The organism is Pontibacter rugosus, assembly GCF_042678745.1.
Lineage (GTDB): Bacteria > Bacteroidota > Bacteroidia > Cytophagales > Hymenobacteraceae > Pontibacter > Pontibacter rugosus.
In genome coordinates this window covers 1-17250 of the sequence record NZ_JBHTLD010000099.1, presented here as the reverse complement: position 1 = coordinate 17250, position 17250 = coordinate 1, and the positions used below count along the sequence as shown (strand labels likewise).

Annotated in this window: 15 protein-coding genes; 4 read left to right on the top strand and 11 right to left on the bottom strand. The window is 48.9% G+C overall.

The window, feature by feature from the left end; genetic code table 11:
• From ACFQ2O_RS11750 to ACFQ2O_RS11740, 3 genes are all read right to left on the bottom strand, one after another.
• The coding region (locus ACFQ2O_RS11750) for a hypothetical protein (RefSeq protein WP_377527706.1) at positions 1-533 on the bottom strand (533 nt) is incomplete at its 3' end.
• A 648-nt stretch (positions 534-1181) separates the two neighbouring features.
• On the bottom strand, positions 1182-2039 hold the full coding sequence (locus ACFQ2O_RS11745; protein ID WP_377527703.1) for a DUF6602 domain-containing protein: 858 nt from the start codon (positions 2037-2039) through the stop codon (positions 1182-1184).
• A gap of 81 nt (positions 2040-2120) precedes the next feature.
• Positions 2121-3179, bottom strand: a complete 1059-nt coding sequence (locus ACFQ2O_RS11740) for a hypothetical protein (RefSeq protein ID WP_377527699.1) — start codon at positions 3177-3179, stop codon at positions 2121-2123.
• A 764-nt stretch (positions 3180-3943) separates the two neighbouring features.
• Here ACFQ2O_RS11740 and ACFQ2O_RS11735 point away from each other — a divergent pair.
• The 3 genes from ACFQ2O_RS11735 to ACFQ2O_RS11725 all read left to right on the top strand — a co-directional run bounded on the left by ACFQ2O_RS11735 (position 3944) and on the right by ACFQ2O_RS11725 (position 6208).
• Positions 3944-4510, top strand: a complete 567-nt coding sequence (locus tag ACFQ2O_RS11735) for a recombinase family protein (RefSeq protein WP_377527696.1) — start codon at positions 3944-3946, stop codon at positions 4508-4510.
• A 904-nt stretch (positions 4511-5414) separates the two neighbouring features.
• The gene (locus ACFQ2O_RS11730; protein ID WP_377527693.1) at positions 5415-5708 is read left to right on the top strand and encodes a type II toxin-antitoxin system HigB family toxin; all 294 of its coding nucleotides are present in this window, start codon (positions 5415-5417) and stop codon (positions 5706-5708) included.
• A 32-nt stretch (positions 5709-5740) separates the two neighbouring features.
• Entirely contained in the window at positions 5741-6208 is a 468-nt protein-coding gene (locus ACFQ2O_RS11725; protein WP_377527690.1) for a helix-turn-helix domain-containing protein, read from the top strand.
• An 802-nt stretch (positions 6209-7010) separates the two neighbouring features.
• Here the strand turns inward: ACFQ2O_RS11725 and ACFQ2O_RS11720 are convergent.
• The 5 genes from ACFQ2O_RS11720 to ACFQ2O_RS11700 all read right to left on the bottom strand — a co-directional run bounded on the left by ACFQ2O_RS11720 (position 7011) and on the right by ACFQ2O_RS11700 (position 13601).
• The gene (locus ACFQ2O_RS11720) at positions 7011-8084 is read right to left on the bottom strand and encodes a PAS domain-containing sensor histidine kinase (protein ID WP_377527686.1); all 1074 of its coding nucleotides are present in this window, start codon (positions 8082-8084) and stop codon (positions 7011-7013) included.
• A gap of 452 nt (positions 8085-8536) precedes the next feature.
• Positions 8537-8887 carry a histidine kinase gene (locus ACFQ2O_RS11715; protein WP_377527683.1) on the bottom strand — a complete coding sequence of 117 codons (351 nt, stop codon included), beginning with the start codon at positions 8885-8887 and terminating at the stop codon, positions 8537-8539.
• A gap of 60 nt (positions 8888-8947) precedes the next feature.
• The gene (locus tag ACFQ2O_RS11710; protein WP_377527680.1) at positions 8948-10183 is read right to left on the bottom strand and encodes a PAS domain-containing protein; all 1236 of its coding nucleotides are present in this window, start codon (positions 10181-10183) and stop codon (positions 8948-8950) included.
• 251 nt (positions 10184-10434) lie between these two features.
• The gene (locus ACFQ2O_RS11705; RefSeq protein ID WP_377527677.1) at positions 10435-13062 is read right to left on the bottom strand and encodes a PAS domain-containing protein; all 2628 of its coding nucleotides are present in this window, start codon (positions 13060-13062) and stop codon (positions 10435-10437) included.
• A 137-nt stretch (positions 13063-13199) separates the two neighbouring features.
• Positions 13200-13601, bottom strand: coding sequence for a hypothetical protein (locus ACFQ2O_RS11700; RefSeq protein WP_377527674.1), 402 nt, complete (start codon positions 13599-13601; stop codon positions 13200-13202).
• A 162-nt stretch (positions 13602-13763) separates the two neighbouring features.
• Here ACFQ2O_RS11700 and ACFQ2O_RS11695 point away from each other — a divergent pair, with 162 nt between their 5' ends.
• Positions 13764-14186: a hypothetical protein gene (locus ACFQ2O_RS11695; protein WP_377527670.1), complete on the top strand. Its 423-nt coding sequence runs from the start codon at positions 13764-13766 to the stop codon at positions 14184-14186.
• 227 nt (positions 14187-14413) lie between these two features.
• Here ACFQ2O_RS11695 and ACFQ2O_RS11690 read toward each other — a convergent pair whose 3' ends face one another.
• The 3 genes from ACFQ2O_RS11690 to ACFQ2O_RS11680 all read right to left on the bottom strand — a co-directional run bounded on the left by ACFQ2O_RS11690 (position 14414) and on the right by ACFQ2O_RS11680 (position 17153).
• Complete coding sequence (locus ACFQ2O_RS11690) at positions 14414-15241, bottom strand: DUF1206 domain-containing protein (RefSeq protein ID WP_377527667.1); 828 nt, start codon at positions 15239-15241, stop codon at positions 14414-14416.
• Between the two features lie 821 nt (positions 15242-16062).
• On the bottom strand, positions 16063-16392 hold the full coding sequence (locus ACFQ2O_RS11685; protein WP_377527664.1) for a hypothetical protein: 330 nt from the start codon (positions 16390-16392) through the stop codon (positions 16063-16065).
• A complete protein-coding gene (locus tag ACFQ2O_RS11680; RefSeq protein WP_377527661.1) occupies positions 16392-17153 on the bottom strand; it encodes a ParA family protein in 762 nt (253 codons plus the stop codon). Before ACFQ2O_RS11680 ends, ACFQ2O_RS11685 begins: the two co-directional genes overlap by 1 nt.
• Positions 17154-17250: the final 97 nt, after the last annotated feature.

Here is a 17250-nt window from a genome sequence, read left to right as displayed (position 1 = left end):
GGGAAACGACTTTGCCATTTCAGAAAGTCCTCTTGTATGTATTTGGAAAGTAATTTTTGTAATTCATCTTTTTCTCTATCATATTGGTATCCTGTGGCCTCATCAATCAAAGCGTTGATACCTACTTTAGCTAATGATCTAATGATGATTTTAGCTTGTTTAACAATCTTTTCTTGTGAAGCTACTAACACACCTTTTTCTTCTGCATCCAAGTAAAGTTCACAGACTAGAGGGATCAGATCAGCATCATAGCCTACCGAGGTAGTACCATTGCTATGATAATAATGAATTGGATAAATTTTATCTAATACTTCATCACTAATAAACTCAACGAGGTTTTTAGCGCCAATAATTGAAGGTAAACCCTCTTGCCTTTTTTCTCCTTTTCTTGGTCGATCAAAAGCAGTGAATAAACCTGTTTGAGAAATTATTCTTTTTTTATTTTCTAAAACAGCACAAGGAATCTCGACTATTCCATTTTCTTCGTTGCCAATTCTAAGGTACCCTCTGTGAGTAGCTTGATAGATTTTCATATAAATACACTTATTGGTCCTATGAAAGCAATTTAGTCACGTGACCACTATTATGCAAATTGTTGAGAGTATATTTTTAAGGAGTTGCAGGTAATGGTTTGTGTGGTGCGTTTATACACTATAGAGTTTGTTATGAGGTTGTCATTCTTAATTTTTTAGTTCTCTTCCACATTGTCTTTTCCTGAAATAGGCCATTCCGTAAAATGGCCGTTTTAGCAGTATATAATTCGGAGAAGGGGTAGGTACAAGCTAAGGTTAGACAGCAGTTCGGAGCGTTGGACTTTGTTGGTAAATGTTGCTCCAGAACACTATGCTCTTGCCGCACCACTTTGGAAACGCTACCAATACATCTGAAATAATGCAGTAACGTGATTTAAAGCATTATCTATGCAAATACAGCGCTTGCAATGCCGGTTTAGCTGGCAATCGCTGTTCTGTTGCTATTTGTTGGTTATTGTTGCTATCTGTTGTATCGGAAAAAGAGGGAATAATGAGATTTAGGTATAACAAGTGTAAATATTAAAGGCCGGCTCCTGTTCATGGGAGATGGCCTCATAAGCCAGGTTTGTTCAACAAGACTAACGAACTTGTGTATGAGGCGTGTGAGGCTTTAGCCGAAGCATGTAGTATATGTGTGGTTAGCAGCAATTATTCAGGACTGTTCACCAGCGTTAGATTAAGTCCATACGCTATAACAGATGGCCAATGTATATTACCTAGTGTTATATGATCAAAAGCATATAACATGCTTGTCAAACCTGCACTGAATGCTCGTTCTTTGCTTACTATAGGACTTAAGTATGAAACTCCCGGCATAAAAAAAGGAGATTCAATTTGGCCATTTACACTAGGAACACAGATAACGTCTGAACCAGCTATTAAAACATCAGGTGCATTTTGCATTTGAGATATCTGAACACACTTTGCTTGCATAATTGACTGGAATGCATCAGCTTCAACAAATGGGCTATTTTCTTTAATTCTTACATTCCTAGAAATTATAGCGGTATAGAGCGGGTTGCGATAATTAGGCCAATAAGGAGGCCTATTAGCATTGTAACTCAAAATTGCTACTTGTGGTGATATTTGAGTCATAGGGACTTTAGCTCTTGAAACATTCTTTACTGCTTCAATTTGTTTCAAGGATTTTCCTAAACTTTGTCCACCATTACCCTCTAAGCAGAGGGTGTGTTTAGCTTCAATATACGCATAGACAGCTTCAATGGGGATCTTTTCCTTTTGGCCGAAATCTCGAGTTTGTAACAAACGTAGTGATGGAAATCTTTCTTGGTCAAATATTATTATGTCATCGCCTGCTGTTGTACCGTCTTTTGACACAACAAATCCCCTGCAAACTCCATATTTGGTTGGTAATAATATTCTAAACAATTTACATAACGCAATTTCGAATTCAGGACCGTTGTCAAAGTTATATTCAGCAGAAACTTCACTAAACAATGCTTTTGTTCTTGTATTTATCTCTTCCAAAAAATCTGAGTATGCCATAGTTTATTTTATTGATGCTAATGGTTTGGCTATGAGCAGTAGCGTCATGCTGGACGCTACTGCTCATAGGTTTTCTTGGCATTAGTTTTTTACTTCAAGAATCTGACATTTAGGATACTGCTCTTTTAGTAACTCTTGTACTGTTTGAGATACATTTGCAATCACGAACACGATATGTCTTTTCTCTTCTGTTAAAATAGGGTGCTTCCTACTTAAGAATGCTATATCGCTAAGAACAAAGAATTCAGGAAGTACAACAAATACCTCTTTACAAGTTGGCAAAAGTTCGTACTCAAGATTTCCCGTGTGAAGTTCTGAAAATCCAATTTCAACTCTACAGTCAGTTCCATTTAACACAGCTTCTCTATTACTTGGAATAGAAATTTTTAAACGGTTAGTTGATTCTATTCTTTGTGAAGAAAGGAATATCTTAGAACTGAATTTATTCAATAAGGCTTTTAGTGATAACGTACCACCATTTTTTCTGTCTACTACTAAAAGGCTCCGAGGGTCGAAGTCTTTTCCATTGTCTTCAATGATGACTTCGCTATGGTTTATTTCTAAGTAAGCATTCGTTGCCTTACCATGTAGAAGTGCATTTCTGACATGTTCTATTAAAAAGTCTCTTATTGTTTCGGTTAACTCTACTCCCCAAGCTTGAGAAAGACAGCTATCGTGAATCGCATCTCCAATCCTTTTATTGACATCAAGACCTTTAGGAAGAAGTATTTTGTTTTCGATTAAAGACGATAGTTTTATGCTTTGATAAGCGGTTTTATAGTCATAACCTGTTTCTTGTCTAAAGGATGCAATTCTCTCATTAATCTGTTTCCATTCGAATAGCATTTCAGGCGTAAACCTTTCATCATCTGTGTCAATCAGTTTCCCATGATTGTAACACATCCAGATACCGTTAGAAATGCCAGCCACTTCTTCATCAGAAAGATCAGTGTTTGTTCTTCTGGCATTCAGCCCTTCCGAAGCGGCATAAATATGACAAGCCATTCCGATTGAACTGGTTTTGGATTCTGATTCCTGATTCGTAGCTATGGTCAAGCTTTCACAAGTCGGATAGCTGCAAATATACCCTGACCTTTGTGCTAGTATAACTTTGTCTGATTGCTTGAAGTCTTTTCTCATTTTTAATTAATGCCAACTACGGTGTATAAGGAGTCATTCCGTTTAGCTGTTTACCGTTAGTCGGCTAAATGTAACTGGACTAACGAATATACTATATAGCACACTCATAATCACTGGACCCCCTTCCTTAAATTTCCTGTATCAGGAAAGGGCCGTTTCTCAAATACAAAATCTGGAGAGGAACTAAGAACAGGTGAAACCAGACAGAGTTGCTGTCTGGTTTCACCTGTTCTGTTGCTGCGTTGTTGCCAAATGTGTTGCTCCTGTCCCAGGTCCCGATTTAGTGGGACAGCTACTAAGCACCGCTGCCTGATCCAACTAAAATCAACCCTGCTTCAAACCGAAATCAGCGGTGTTCTTCACCTGGCTGCGCTCCGCTGTGGCATTCAGCTGCAATATTTTGCAGTCTGTGGCAACTTTCTGCAGTTTTATTCACTTCGCTGCACTTTTTTGCAGCTTTTTGCAATTCGCTGCAATATTTTGCACCCTGTGCAATAGTTTGCAGTCTGTTGCAGCAGCGTAGGACAAACCGTTTTCAAACCGCTTTCAAACGAAAATCAAACGCTTTTCAAACCCAAATCAAACTGTTTCCACCGCAGTTGGGTGTATCAGAATTCCCCCGTTTCCCGGGATTCGCCGGCTCCTGAAAACGCATCTGCCAAATAGGCCTCCCAAAGGAGCAGGGGCAATCGACGGATTCCCGTTTTGCCGTCTCATTATTCAAAAGGGAATGTGTATATTTGAGACGAGTTAACGGTACATTTATGAAGATAGGATACGCCCGGGTCTCAACCCAGGACCAAAGGCTGGAGCTCCAGCTGGACGCCCTCGCCCAGCACGGCTGCGGCCAGGTCTACAAAGAGAAGAAATCTGGAAAGAGCAAGGACCGCCCGGAGCTGGAGAAGATGATAGGCCAGCTCCGCTCCGGAGACACGGTGGTGGTGTGGAAGCTTGACAGGCTGGGCAGATCGCTGCGCGATTTGATCGACCTGGTCTCCGAGTTCCAGCAGCGGGGCGTGGACTTTGTGAGCCTGCAGGACGGCATCAACACGGTCACGGCCACCGGAAGATTCACCTTCAACATCTTCGCCTCCCTGGCAGAGTTCGAGCGCGAGATCATCCGCGAGCGCACCAGCGCAGGGCTCCAGGCCGCAAAGGCAAGGGGCAGGACGGGCGGCAGGCCAGCCGGTTTGTCAAAGGCAGCCATGGAGAAAGCGAAGTCAGCGAAAATACTCCACGCCTCAGGGGAGAAGAGCGTGGGGGAGATAGCCAAGATACTGGGCATCGGCAGGGCCACCTGCTACCGCTACATCGCACAGGCGGAGGGTTGATTTCAGTTTGAAATCCGTTGGCCCGTGCCACGCTGTCCCGGGGTACGGGCAACGCAGAGCAACAAAATAGCAACGCAGAGCAACAGCCTGCTGAATACATAAAAAGCGCTTTTAAAGCCCGGTTTCGATGTTTCTGCAGAAAAATCAGCCGCCATTGTAGTCCCAGAGCAACAGTGGGCAACGCCAAGCAACAAGAGAGCAACGACTGTCTGACCGCCGCCAGCGCATAAGCGGGACGCTGAAAAGCGGGGGATTTCTGTTTGATTTTCTGTTTGAAAAAGGTTTGCCTCACGCTGCTGCCACAGAGTGCAGAATAGTGCAGCGGATTGCAAAAAGCTGCAAAAAAGTGCAGCAAAGTGAATAAAACTGCAAAATATTGCAGCGGAATGCCACAGCGGAGTGTATCCAGGTGAAGAACACCGCTGATTTCGGTTTGATTCTGGTTTGAAACAGGGTTGGTTTTGGTTTGATCAAGCGGTGCTTCATGGGGCTTCTGGGACAAGAGCAACGCTGGGCAACAGTGAGCAACGTAGAGCAACAGCCTTTAAGACATGCAAAAAGTGCCTTAAAAGCCTTCTAATAATGTTTTCAAAGGTAAAACAACAGGCTGTGTGGATTGAGGAGCAACGTTAAGCAACACAGAGCAACGTAGGGCAACAGACAGCAACGCAGAGCAATTTTGAGCAATCGGAGGAGCAATCGGAGGCAGGATTTGGGCCCAGCCTCAAAATCTGTAGCTGGAAAAGAGTCGTATTATGAGATACCACAACAAAAAAGGACTGTGTAGCAAAGCATGTCTTACATGGGTTTGCTACACATGATAAGCTTCTTTACCTAATACATGTTGACAATATGTCAACTTCATTGTATCTTTGGCGTATGTTAGAACTAGGTTCCCACCACTATGAATGTAATGAGCTTTAAAATGCTCCGGGACTGTTATGAAAAACATGCAGATGCCGAAGCAGCTCTTACGGCATGGTATAGAGTAGCCAAAAACGCAGAGTGGAAAGACCTCAACGACCTAAAAAAAGACTATCCCAGTGCTGACCTTGTTGCCGACAACAGAGTTATCTTCAACATCAAGGGCAACCATTACAGAATTGTGGCAAGGGTGGCCTTTCAGTACAAAAGGATTATGGTCAAGTGGGTCGGAACGCATGCAGAGTATGACAGGATAGACGCGGCAACAATCTAGGTTTTTGCCGCCAAGAATTAAAACCCAAGACCATGGAGATTAGCATAATAGAGAACGAAGAACAATACCAGGCCTACCTTGCCCGTGTTGATGAGCTGTTTGAGGCTCCCCAAGACAGTCTGGAGGCAAAAGAGCTGGAGCTACTGGTCCTGCTGGTGAACAAGTATGAAGAGGAGCACTATCCTATCAGCACGCCGGACCCTATCGATTTCATCAAGGTCCGGATGGAGGACCTTGGGCTTAAGGACAAGGATATGGTGCCTTACCTGGGAGATAAGGCCATTGTTTCAAAGATACTCAACCGCAAGCGCAAGCTCTCAATCGATATGATCAGGCGTCTTCACAACGGCTTGAGATTCCCTTTGGACGTGCTGGTGCAGGATTATGAAGTAGCTGAACCTAAAGGCTTGAATGCTACGGTGGGCAGATCCTATCGAAACATTAAAAGGCTTCCCAATCTAAGGGATACAGCCAAACTAAGACACGGGAGCCACTCTTAAAGGTGGTTCCTTTTCATTTCTGTATAGCTTTTTGTTGCTATCACTATAATTTTTTAGTCTCATTTAACCGGGGAATTCTGATACACCCAATTGCGGTGAAGAACACCGCTGATTTCGGTTTGAAAACAGTTTGGCAGTGCTGCTGCCACAGAGTGCAGAATAATGCAGCGGATTGCAAAAAGCTGCAAAAAAGTGCAGCAAAGTGAATAAAACTGCAAAATATTGCAGCGGAATGCCACAGCGGAGTGTATCCAGGTGAAGAACACCGCTGATTTCGGTTTGATTCTGGTTTGAAAAAGGATTGATTTTGGTTTGCACAGGCGCGGTGCTTCACGGGCTTCTGGGACAAGAGCAACGCCGGGCAACAGTGAGCAACGTAGAGCAACAGCTGTCAAACATGCAAAAAGTGCCTTAAAAGCCTTCTGAGGGTGTTTTCATAGGCAAAGCAACAGGCTGTATGGATTGAGGGCAACGTAGAGCAACTCAGGGCAACAGACAGCAACGCAGAGCAATTTTGAGCAACGCGGAGCAATTGGAGACAGGATTTGGGTCCGGCCTCAAAATCTGTAGCGGAAAAACGGCCGTTTTCTGATACAAGGAAAAGCGGCGGCGGTTTGGTTTCGGTTGGAAAAGCGTTTGGTGTTAAGCGGCAGCAACCCAAGGCTGTTGTTTAAAAACGGGATTCCGCTTAGAACTCACTCCACCTAACATAAAAGCAGTTATGGGGAAACCGCCTCTGCAGCCTCCTGGAGGGGGTAAAGCTTTTGGTACTCTGATGGGGAGTAGCAACTGTCAGCTAGCTTTAACCTTTGGGAATTCGGATGTAAAAGGTGGTACCCTTGCCCTGCTCGCTCTCAAACCAGATCTGGCCCCGGTGCCACTCCACAATCGTCTTGATAATGGACATGCCCAGGCCGGTGGAGGCCTCGCCCTTCAGGCCGGGCCTGCGGGCGGGGGTGAACTTGTCGAACAGGCTGGCGTGGTACTTCTCCGGAATCCCAACGCCCGTGTCAGCAACTTTTATCAGCACGTTATCGCCCTCCTCCTCCAGGCTCACGGTGATGAGGCCGACGTCCGGGGTGAACTTGATGGCGTTGGAGAGCAGGTTGTTGACCGCCTGCATGAACTTGTTGTCGTCTACCTCGGCGTATATCTCCCCGCTGGCGGCGAGGAACTCGATATGCTGGGCGATCAGCTTGCCCTTAGGGCCCTGGTACTCTTCCATGGTCTCCCGGAACTTCTCCACCAGGTTGACCCGCCGGGTGACGAGCTCCGTGCGCGAGGACTCCAGGAACTCCTGATTAAGAAAGTCCTGGATCAGCTTGGAGCCTTTCCGGCTGCTTTGCACAATCAGGCCGATAATCTTTTGGGACTCCTCGTTCCCCTGTTGTCCCGGCTGCTCTGAGAGCAGCGCCGAGAGACTCTCTATGTTGGCCAGCGGGGCGGCCAAATCGTGGGAGAGGATGTTGAGGATGGAGTTTTTCTTGTTGGAGAACTTCTTGAGGTTGTCGTTGTAGTGGCGCGAGGCGGTGATGTCCTCGGCGTGCCCGATGACTAGGCGCCTGCCAGAAGTATCCTCCAGCAGGGAAGGCGTCAGGCACACCCACTGCTCCTCCTGGCCCGGGTGCCGGACACGAAACTCCAGGGAGTGGACAACCTCCCCCTCCAGCAGCGCTGTAAGCTTTTCAGCCACATGGTGGCGGTCCTCCGGGTGAACCAGTGCCAGCAGGTTGTCGGAGCCTCCCTCCCGTATTCTGAAGATGGCCTTGAAAGTGAGGCTCAGGTAAGTGAAGGCTTCGGTGCCTGTGTCATAGGCAAAGAAGGCCTGCCCGGAGCGTTCAATCAGGGCTTGGCAAAGGCCAGGGGAGGCGGGCATATGGGGCATAGCTAAGGGAAACGCTGTTATCCCTTAGGCCGCTTCAATAAAAGTTACAAATATCTCAACAAAATAGTTTAATTATTGCGAAAGCACCCGCCCTCGTTTAACATAACTTAGCTTATCTGCCCACAAAACCTATTGCCGTTTGTTGCCTCTCCCTTGGAGACGGTTGTTGCTTTTAATTGCTAGATGCGTTGCTCCCTCATGTATCAGAAAACCGGGATTACTGATACATGAGGGAGCAACGTAGGGCAGCAACGATCCTACGTGCTGTTGTCACTCTTGCCCCCAACTCTGCACTTACAAAACGAGAGATGTTTGATATAGCTACTAGGGTTAGACACACTTCGAGAACAGCAAACTTAGCTGAGAGTGTCCATAGGGCATGGTGTGTACAGACTAGTTTATCGAAGCATAGTCACCAGGCACAGCATGTCCTTCTTTATTGATTATGACGGGTACTGCCGCTCAATGGTGGAAAGCGTATGCAAAAAAATCTCCGATACTGCGCTCAGCTCACCTAGACCTTCATGCGCCTGCTCAATCAGGTCGCTGCCGTACATTTTTATGAGTTCTTCGGCAAGAACAGAGAAATCCCTATGTAGCCGGTAGAGCTGCGGGAACCACGCCTCCCTGCTGTATTTCACGCTGCCTACCGTCGAGAACCACTGGGATACGGGGTTGTCCTCTTGGAAGTACCTTTCACTATAGCCCCCGCCATACAGCACCGCTCGCACCTTGGACTTGTGGGCGATGTGCTTTACCCTGAGTTGCTGAAAGTCCAGACGTGCTAATTCCATAGAGGGATTGTAGAACTGAGTTGTTTTATGGTTAGGGTCTTAGGTTCCCAAGGCGTTTTTTTATGAGCTTATCTGTTCTCCCACGTCAAAGCCGCATACCATGATGCCTGTGACTTTACTGTTCTCGTCGTAAATCGTTTGGTACATGAACGTCAAGGTCATCTCCTCCAGCTTACCATTGCCGTACCGGTCGAGTGTCACCTTGATTTTCTCCGCGACAAACTCCCTTCCTGTCTCATAAACCTCGTCCAGCACTTTTACAAATCCCTGCTCTGCTACTTCTGGAAGTGCCTCAGCAACAGACTGGCCAATCAGGTTTCTGTTGGGAAACAGTTTCTGGTAGCGCTCGTTCATCAACTCGTAGCGGTGCTCCGGCCCACGCAGGACGCAGAAGAAAACAGGGGCCTTCATGATCAAGTTATGCAGTACCTTTCGCTCCGCCTCCGCCTTGCCGTACGCCTGCTGCACCTGTTCGGAGAGCTCCACCATCTGTTCATGGGACTGCTCCAGCTCAAAGACCATTTCGCGGGTGTTATGTACATCCACGGAGCTGCCCACCCACATGAGGATGTTGTTGTTTTCGTCACGCATCGGGATGCTGCGGGTAAGAAACCAGCGGTAGATACCTTTACCGTTTCTGACCCGAAGCTCCATCTGGAACTCCGTGCCGTTCCTAAGGGAATGCCCCACCTTCTCAATGACCTTAGGCAGGTCCTCAGGGTGTATGCTGCTTTGCCAACTGTTGGTGGCAAGGATGTCTGGGTTGGTTCCCGTGTAGTCATACCACTTCTGGTTAAAGAAAGTCGCCCTTCCTGTGTTGTCAGTGGTGTAGATAAGTTGTGGGAGGGCGTTCATCATGAACCTGTACTTGTTCTCTTCCAGTTCGGCAGCTCTCTTGGCTAACACGTTCTGCGTAACATCGCTTGTTCGTTGTATGATGTACTTCAAGTTTCCGTTTTCATCTACAACGGGCTTATGCACCGCCTCCCAATACCTTTCCTCAAATCCACCACCTTGGCTTTCTGGCTTTGGTATGTCGTATCTCAGAGTGGCAAGAAGGTCTGTATCCTTAGTAGCAATAACTCTCATCAGCGAGTCGCGGACTATCATCATATTGTGTGAGAGAAGTTCGCTTGGGTTGTCAGGAAACGTTGTTAAGAAATCCTGCCCTATAAGTTCTTCTCTTGTTTTCATAGTCGCCTTCAGGTACTCATCAGTAGCATCCACTACTTTTAGATTAGGTGAGAGGAACACTATCGTATCTGGAAGGTTAATCAGTAGCTTATAGGAGTCCATTATTTAGAATTAACGCGCGAAACAGTATTGTACAAAGGTAGATAAAAGTTTGCCTTGGAGTGGTTCTATACTACTCTAGAAGTCTGTAACCCTGCAGCGGTAAAATTGTTTTGCCTGTTGAAAACCTATTTCTTTACTACCTTTCATAAGGGCGACATGTACATATTCAATATGCTACCTAATAACTTAATAACCGTGGGCTTCAATTAAAGCCTGATGCAGGACTTCTCCCAATAAGCCCTAATGCCAGACTAGGCCATAGGCTTCAATTTAATAGTAAACGTCGTGCCGTAGCCCTCCTTGCTAGAGACGCTTATTTGTCCTCCTTTCGTTTCTACGATCCGCTTGACAATGTAGAGGCCCAGCCCAGAACCCTCGGTGTGGCTGTGCAGGCGGTTGAAGGCCCCGAAAAGCCTTTTTCCGTGTTTCTCCAAGTCAATTCCCAGTCCATTGTCGCTGATAGTCAACTTCAGGTTCCCTTCCTGCCAACTGCTCTTGATCTCTACCTGAGGCCTCCGGTCCGGGTGCCTGTACTTGATGGCGTTGGAGAAGAGGTTGTGTAGGATGCTCCTTAGATTAGCCTTGGAGTAAAGTATGCTCTCCGGCTCATCCAGCTGAACGCTCACCTCAGCATGGGAGGAGCTGGCAAGTGGCCCTAGTGACTCAAGCACCTCGTCTACTGCATCACGAAGGTTCACTTGCGTGGTATTGCCCTGCGCGGACTTCTGCAGGCGCGCCAGCTCCATCAAATCACTGAGGGTGGTGGTCATGGCCTTGTGCGATTTCCTGTAGTGCCTGACCAGCTGCTCGGAATCTGCAGCATCAAAACATCCGTTCTCCGTGAGTGCGTCAAACAGCGCACCCATGTTCACCAGGGGCAGCCTCAGGTCATGGCCGATCATATGCACGAAGCGGTCCAGGTCTTGGTTGATGGTCTCCAGCTCCTGCTTCTGGCTCTCCAGCTCCTGCTTCTGGCTTTCCAGCTGTTGCTCTGTGTGCTTCTTGTCCTCAATGTCAGTGCAGGTGCCATACCACTGAACGATCTCTCCGGCTGCGTTGCGCAGCGGGAGGGCCCTGGCCAAAAACCAGCGCCAAGCGCCGTCCGATGCCCGCTTAAAGCGGTACTCTATCTCATAGGGTTCCCCCGCCTCCAGAGAGTGCGTCCAGATGCGCTGCGCCTGCTCTTGGTCCTCCGGGTGCAGCAGGTTGTTCCACATCTCCGTGCCCAAGCTACTCTCCACATCGTAGCCGGTGTACTCCACCCACCGCCTGTTGAAGTAGTTGTGGAAGCCATGGGCGTCAGTGCGCCACACCATGTGCGGCATTACGTCAGCCAGAAACTGGAATGAGGTGTTTTTCTCCTCCAAAAGCGCATGCGCCTCCTCGTACTCATGTATGTCTATGGTGGCGCCCATCCAGTACCTAATATTGCCATCCGCATCCTTTACGGGCGAGGAATATGCTTGGAACCAGCGGTAAGGAGCTGCTCTGTGTGCCCGCCACCGGAGCTTCATGCTGTAGGGGGTGCCTTTGGCAATGCTTTCTGCCCATTGCTCCACCGTACGATTGCGGTCCTCCGGGTGCATCAGCTCTGCCCATTGCTCCAATGTCCAGTTTTCATCAGAGGTTTCAAAGTGATTCCACCAACACCTGTTGTAGTAGGTATAGGTTCCATCAGGTTCGGCTGCCCATGCCATGATAGGTAGCGCATCAAGCATTTCCTGTAGTTTCTCGCTGATGTCCCGCAAAGCTAGTCTCTCCAGGTTCTGCTCGTGCACGTCGGTGCACACACCAATGCGGCTCACTACTTTTCCGTCTTCGTCAGTGATAGGAACAGAGCGCCCTGCGTACCACCGGTAGCCGTCCTTACCTGCCTTTACCCTAAAGACAGCCTCGCAGACATCCTGTAGGGAGGCTAGGCTGCCTCGATCATCGGGGTGCACCAAGTCAAGCGCTTCCCCTTGCTGTACCTGCTCAAGTGAAAGGCCCGTCAGGTTCCGGAGGGCCTGGTTGACGAAGGTGATGTTTCCGCCTGCGTCGCTTGACCAGACGATGCCCGGCAAGCTGTTGAGCAGCTGGTTTAGCTTACGTGCCTCCAGCTCCTTTTCCCGCTGCTCAGTCACATCAATGGTCGTGCCCACCATGCGGAGCGGGTGCCCCTGGTTGCTGTAGAGCACCTTGGCCCGGTCGGCTACGGTGATGTAGCGGCCTGAGGCGTGCCGCAGCCTGTACTCGGCCTGCCACTCGCTGTCTCCCTCGGCAAAGGCGCCGCGGATGCTCTTCAGCACCCGCTCTGCTTCATTTGGGTGGAGCAGGCTTTCCCAAAGCCCGGGATCAGAGGCCTGAGCGGCGGCCCTGTCGATCCCCAGTACGCTGAAGAAACCGTCGCTGCGCCAGGTAGTCTGCTTTTTGCTGTCCCAGTCCCACACAATGAGGTGCCCAGCCTCCTGCAGCAGCCGGTACCGCTCCTTCTCCTCACCCTGGTGCACCCCTGTGGCATCCTCGACGGTGTACAGCAGGAATACCTGCCCCTCGGCCTGTACTATCTGTTTGCAGGACATGCGCCACAAGGGCTCTTGATCAAGCTTGGATGCGCCGGCATCCAAGCTCCCGCAGAAAAGGCGGCTGACTTCTTCGTCCGAGGCCACAGCTTCCGTGGCCATGTCCTGCACAAGGGCGCAGTATTTTGCGAAGCTTGCTGGCAGCACATCAGGCAACAGGCTCCCTTCCAGCCGCTGCTTCTCCACACCTGTCAATCGGGTATATCCTGCACTGGCAATAACGACCTGCAGGTCAGGAGTAAGAGCCAAAAAGTTCCCAGGCAGCGTGTGCAGAAGGTTTATCACTAGAGAGCCCGGTAAAGTTGCGTTAGTGCCCATCGAAAAGTTTCAAAAGTAGAACTGACCTTTTAACCTGTAAAGGTAGCTTCTTTTCAACCGGTAAAAGATGATAAAAGTCAACTTTTATTAATAAATTGTCTATGTTCAAACAATGGCGCAGCGATATAGCATATGAGTCATCCCATTGCCATAAGCCAAGCCATGGCTGTGTCGCTGTTATCAAAGGTGGTGGCAATGACACCTCCCGAGCCGTGCAGCAGGGTCTGGTCTGTGGAGAGCTTGCTGTAGAGGTTCGGCGAGTAAACCCAGGCAAAAAGCCTGCAGCCGCCTGCCTGCATCCGGGGGAACCAGTCCGTGGCCACCCATTCCGAGGCGTCAGACCAGATGCTGGTTACGTGGGTGTTGTCATTGAGCACCTTGGCGCTCCTGTACTGCCGGAGGTAATGTAGTATTTTCTCGCAGCCGTCCATCACGCTGCTCCTGGATTGGTCGCCCGTCCAGTCCACGAGCAGAACGTCCATGCTTAGGCTGTATTTGATGGTAATATGTGGATACGATGCCAGCGTTTTCTCTATCACCTTAGCTTACCTTGTTTAGAATGATGCGGATATAAGGGTAAAATTCTCCTATACGTGCAACAGTCAAAGTATGCCACGATGTGGCGTTCACTATTATCCTTTTAGCGTTTGCGAATATCTCACTTGCAAATTGTATCTTTATGGTAAATAAGGCAAGAAGACATGGCTACAGCGGACGCACGCTTGGAAGGGGTTGAGATGTTGGAGGATACATCATTCTATACGCTTGATTATTACGCGTCTCATGCCATGGTCAGATTGGTATGGAAGCGTCGCCCCTCCTCCTTGGAGTACCGCAAGGCCCTTACCTTTTTCCTAAACCTGCTTATGAAGCTTCGGGTTGAGCGGGCACTTTTCGATAACCTGCAGGCTGGTTTGATCTCAGCCGAGGACAGAGACTGGAGTACCTTCTATATCAAAACGCTGCTTCCCAAGAGCAGGCTCAAGAAGCTTGCCTCTGTGGTAGGGCAGGAGGTGTTGCAACGGATGCTTATCCGGGGCATGCACGCTGAGGCGAAGAACCAGTATGAGCTGATGTTCTTTGAAAGCGAGCAAGAGGCTTTTGACTGGTTGCTTGGCAGCTAGAGGAGCAAGCGCTTCCACAACAGGCAACTTCTAAGACGGGTGCCTGTCAACGGGGAGACTCCTAGTGGTCTAGGGAACTCTTCTAATCAGCTTTGTCTTCAGCCACACCTGCTGAAAACACGGCTCTCTGCTGATCGTGGTGAAAGAGCACAGCTCTCACTGTATTCTGAATTTCTCTCGGGGCAGGCTATTAGATTAGAGAGGACGACAGCTATGTATCGCAGCTTCTACCTGCTACGGTACCGGAACCCTGCCTCAATGAAAACAAACAGGCTGTAGCAGATAAGTCCGAGCGCCACAACTGCCAATAGATAGGCTCCGTAGAGAGCGCTTTCCAGGAAATGGAAGACACTCCCGGCGCCTCCCTTTTGTGCGTCCAGCGCGGCTCTTGCGAGCAGGTAGCTTAAAACGCCCCACACCGCGCCACGGGAGACATAGCCTAACTTACCGGTCTTGATCATCGCCTCTTCGGCTTTGTGGCCTAACCCAGCCTCCTTTATTTTTTTCCGGTATTCCTCGGAGAGACCTTCGTAAATGAAGTAAGCCCCGCCAAGGCCAATGAGCGCCGCTCCAAATAAGACCAGCCACTGGCCCAAAGCATTTTGCAGCACCTCCGTGATGAACGCCTGCCTGATGCTCCCGCCGTCGCTACCGCTGCTCACCGCCAGCCTAGCCGACACAAACGCCAGAAGCCCATAAAAGGCGCTGCTGGCCCCGTAGCGGGCCCTGTAGACAAGCCCTGTGATGCCGGCCCCTTTTCCCTCCGTGTCTGTGATGGCCTGCAGCAGCCTCCAGGCACAGTAGCACGCCAAGCCTACGGAGACGATCAGCAACAGCACCCTCCCCAGAAGCAGCTCCTCTATGAAAAGGAAAACCTCTTTTCTGTTTACCTCCCGCGTGTCTCGGCCCAGCCCAAAAGCCGCCGCCAGTGCCAGCACGCCGAGCAGGAAGTATACAGCGCCTTTGGTAATGAGGCCGACCTGGGCGATGCGCTTTACCCAAAAGTGGGGAACAGAGGGGAGGTATGCAGCAGGGTCCAAAAACTTCAAGTTCATCGTGTCGGAGGGTCAGGGCAGCGGCTGGAGCCGGATGCACAATCTGTACGGGCCTAGCAAAGACACGTTGTTTCAAAGACAAGAAGGCTGCTAAGGCATTGAAGGGGTTCTTAGCAAGAAGTCAAGCAGGCCGTGTAGTTTTTTGCTGGGCGGTATCTGTTACGTTGTTCCTCCTTTAAGATAAGAGTGAATTTGAAGATTCAAAACTCTCTGGTGATACCTTTCAGGTAAAGCCTTGCCAATAACACTTATTATGTTTATCAGAAGCACTACTGGGGAAATGGAACTTGGTGCTGAAACGTCTTATGAGGAAGTAAGCTGTTGTTTCGTGGCCATTGCAGTCAGTTTAGGCGCTGCCATCAGCAGACATCCTTGGCAAGGTAACCCCTCCCCGGCAAGCTTTGCTCCCTCCGTCCAGCACTCCGCCAGATTATCCTAATCTGTCAGAGAACTTCCCGTACGCTGGCCACCCTTCCGCCAGCTTCCTCATTGCGCTGTGCCCCATTCCTCAGCTGCCGGCAAAGTAGCTTTCCTGCCCGCGCCAAGCAAGCGCCCCTCCTGGAGCTGAGACTTTGTTATCGCCTATGCTCTAATCTCAGTGAAATAATGGCTTTAAATACAAAAGGGGAAAAGAAATTAGGAGGTTAATGAACATTACCTAATCAGAAGATTAATTGCCTCCTCCTGTCGCTCGACTACTGCAGACATGCTTTAGGGGAGCACAACCATAAAGCTGCCGTAGATAATGAACTAGATCATATTCTCGCGCCAGAACTTCTGCGCCGGAATAAAGCTGGTCAACCAGCTTTATTCCGGAGTATCTATTTCTTTTTGCGGCCTCTTGTTGCTTTCTTCAGCACCTCCGGGGGCAGTGGCTTATCGCTCCCCTCCTGCTTATCCAGATACTCCATTACTGCGTTAGTGATGGTCTCCATAATCCCCTCCCGGTCCCAATAAGAATGCTGGCGTATCCGCATCACGAGCGAGGCAGGCAGCCTCGTGGCAAACGGCATCAGATCCTCCTCTCCCGCCTCCTCAGTTACAGGCTCCTGCCCTTTCACCTGCTCTGGCTTGTCTTCATACATCTGGCGGTCAAAGCTTGTCACGCCTCGGCTTATGGACTTGAAATCTGGTTTTGCTTGCTTGGCCATTATAGTCTTGTCTTTATCTCTTCTAGAAGGTTAGCGTAATCTGTCGCACCATTGGAGTCAGGTGCATAATTGTACACCGGCTGGCGCATCATCTGCGCCTCTTCAAGCGAGGCGTTTACCCGGATGGTAGATGAGAGCACCAGGTCCCCAAAGGTATCTCTTGCTGCCTCCACCACATCGTTTGCCACCTTTTTACGGTATGAGGAATGATACTTTGTAAAGAAGATGCCTAGTACCTGAAGGTGCCGGTTATAGCGCTTCTTCACATTGGCCACAGACTGCATGATATTGTCGATACCGGCGAAGGAGAAGTATTCAGGAGCTGAGGGGATGAGCACGTGTGTTGCTGCCACCAGCGAGCAATAAGCCAGCGTGGTAAGGGAAGGTGCGTTGTCTATTAAGATGTAGTCGTACTGCTCTGTTAGCCTGTCAGAGTCTATCCGGTCCTTGAGCTTAAACTGATAGTCCTCCTCCGAGCCTATAAACTTCGAGTATATATCCAGCGCCTTGGATGAGGGTATAATACTCAGGTTCGGTACATATGGCTGCACCACCTCTGACAGCGGCTTTTCACCGCTCAGCCAGTGGCCCACATGCGCATCGTTCTCCTGCCCTATTGTTGATATAGTCAGGTTAGCCTGCGAATCCAGGTCGATCAGCAGCACTCGGTTGCCCTCTGCCGCAAGCCCTGAAGCTATATTAATAGCCGTTGTCGTCTTGGCCACACCGCCTTTGTTGTTTAGAACTGTTAGAATTGGCATTCGCTCTATCTCTACTTATAAGGTTAGTACAGTTATAATCACTATACATGTAATTATTTCTATTGCTTATAACATTGTTATATTTTATATCAAATAT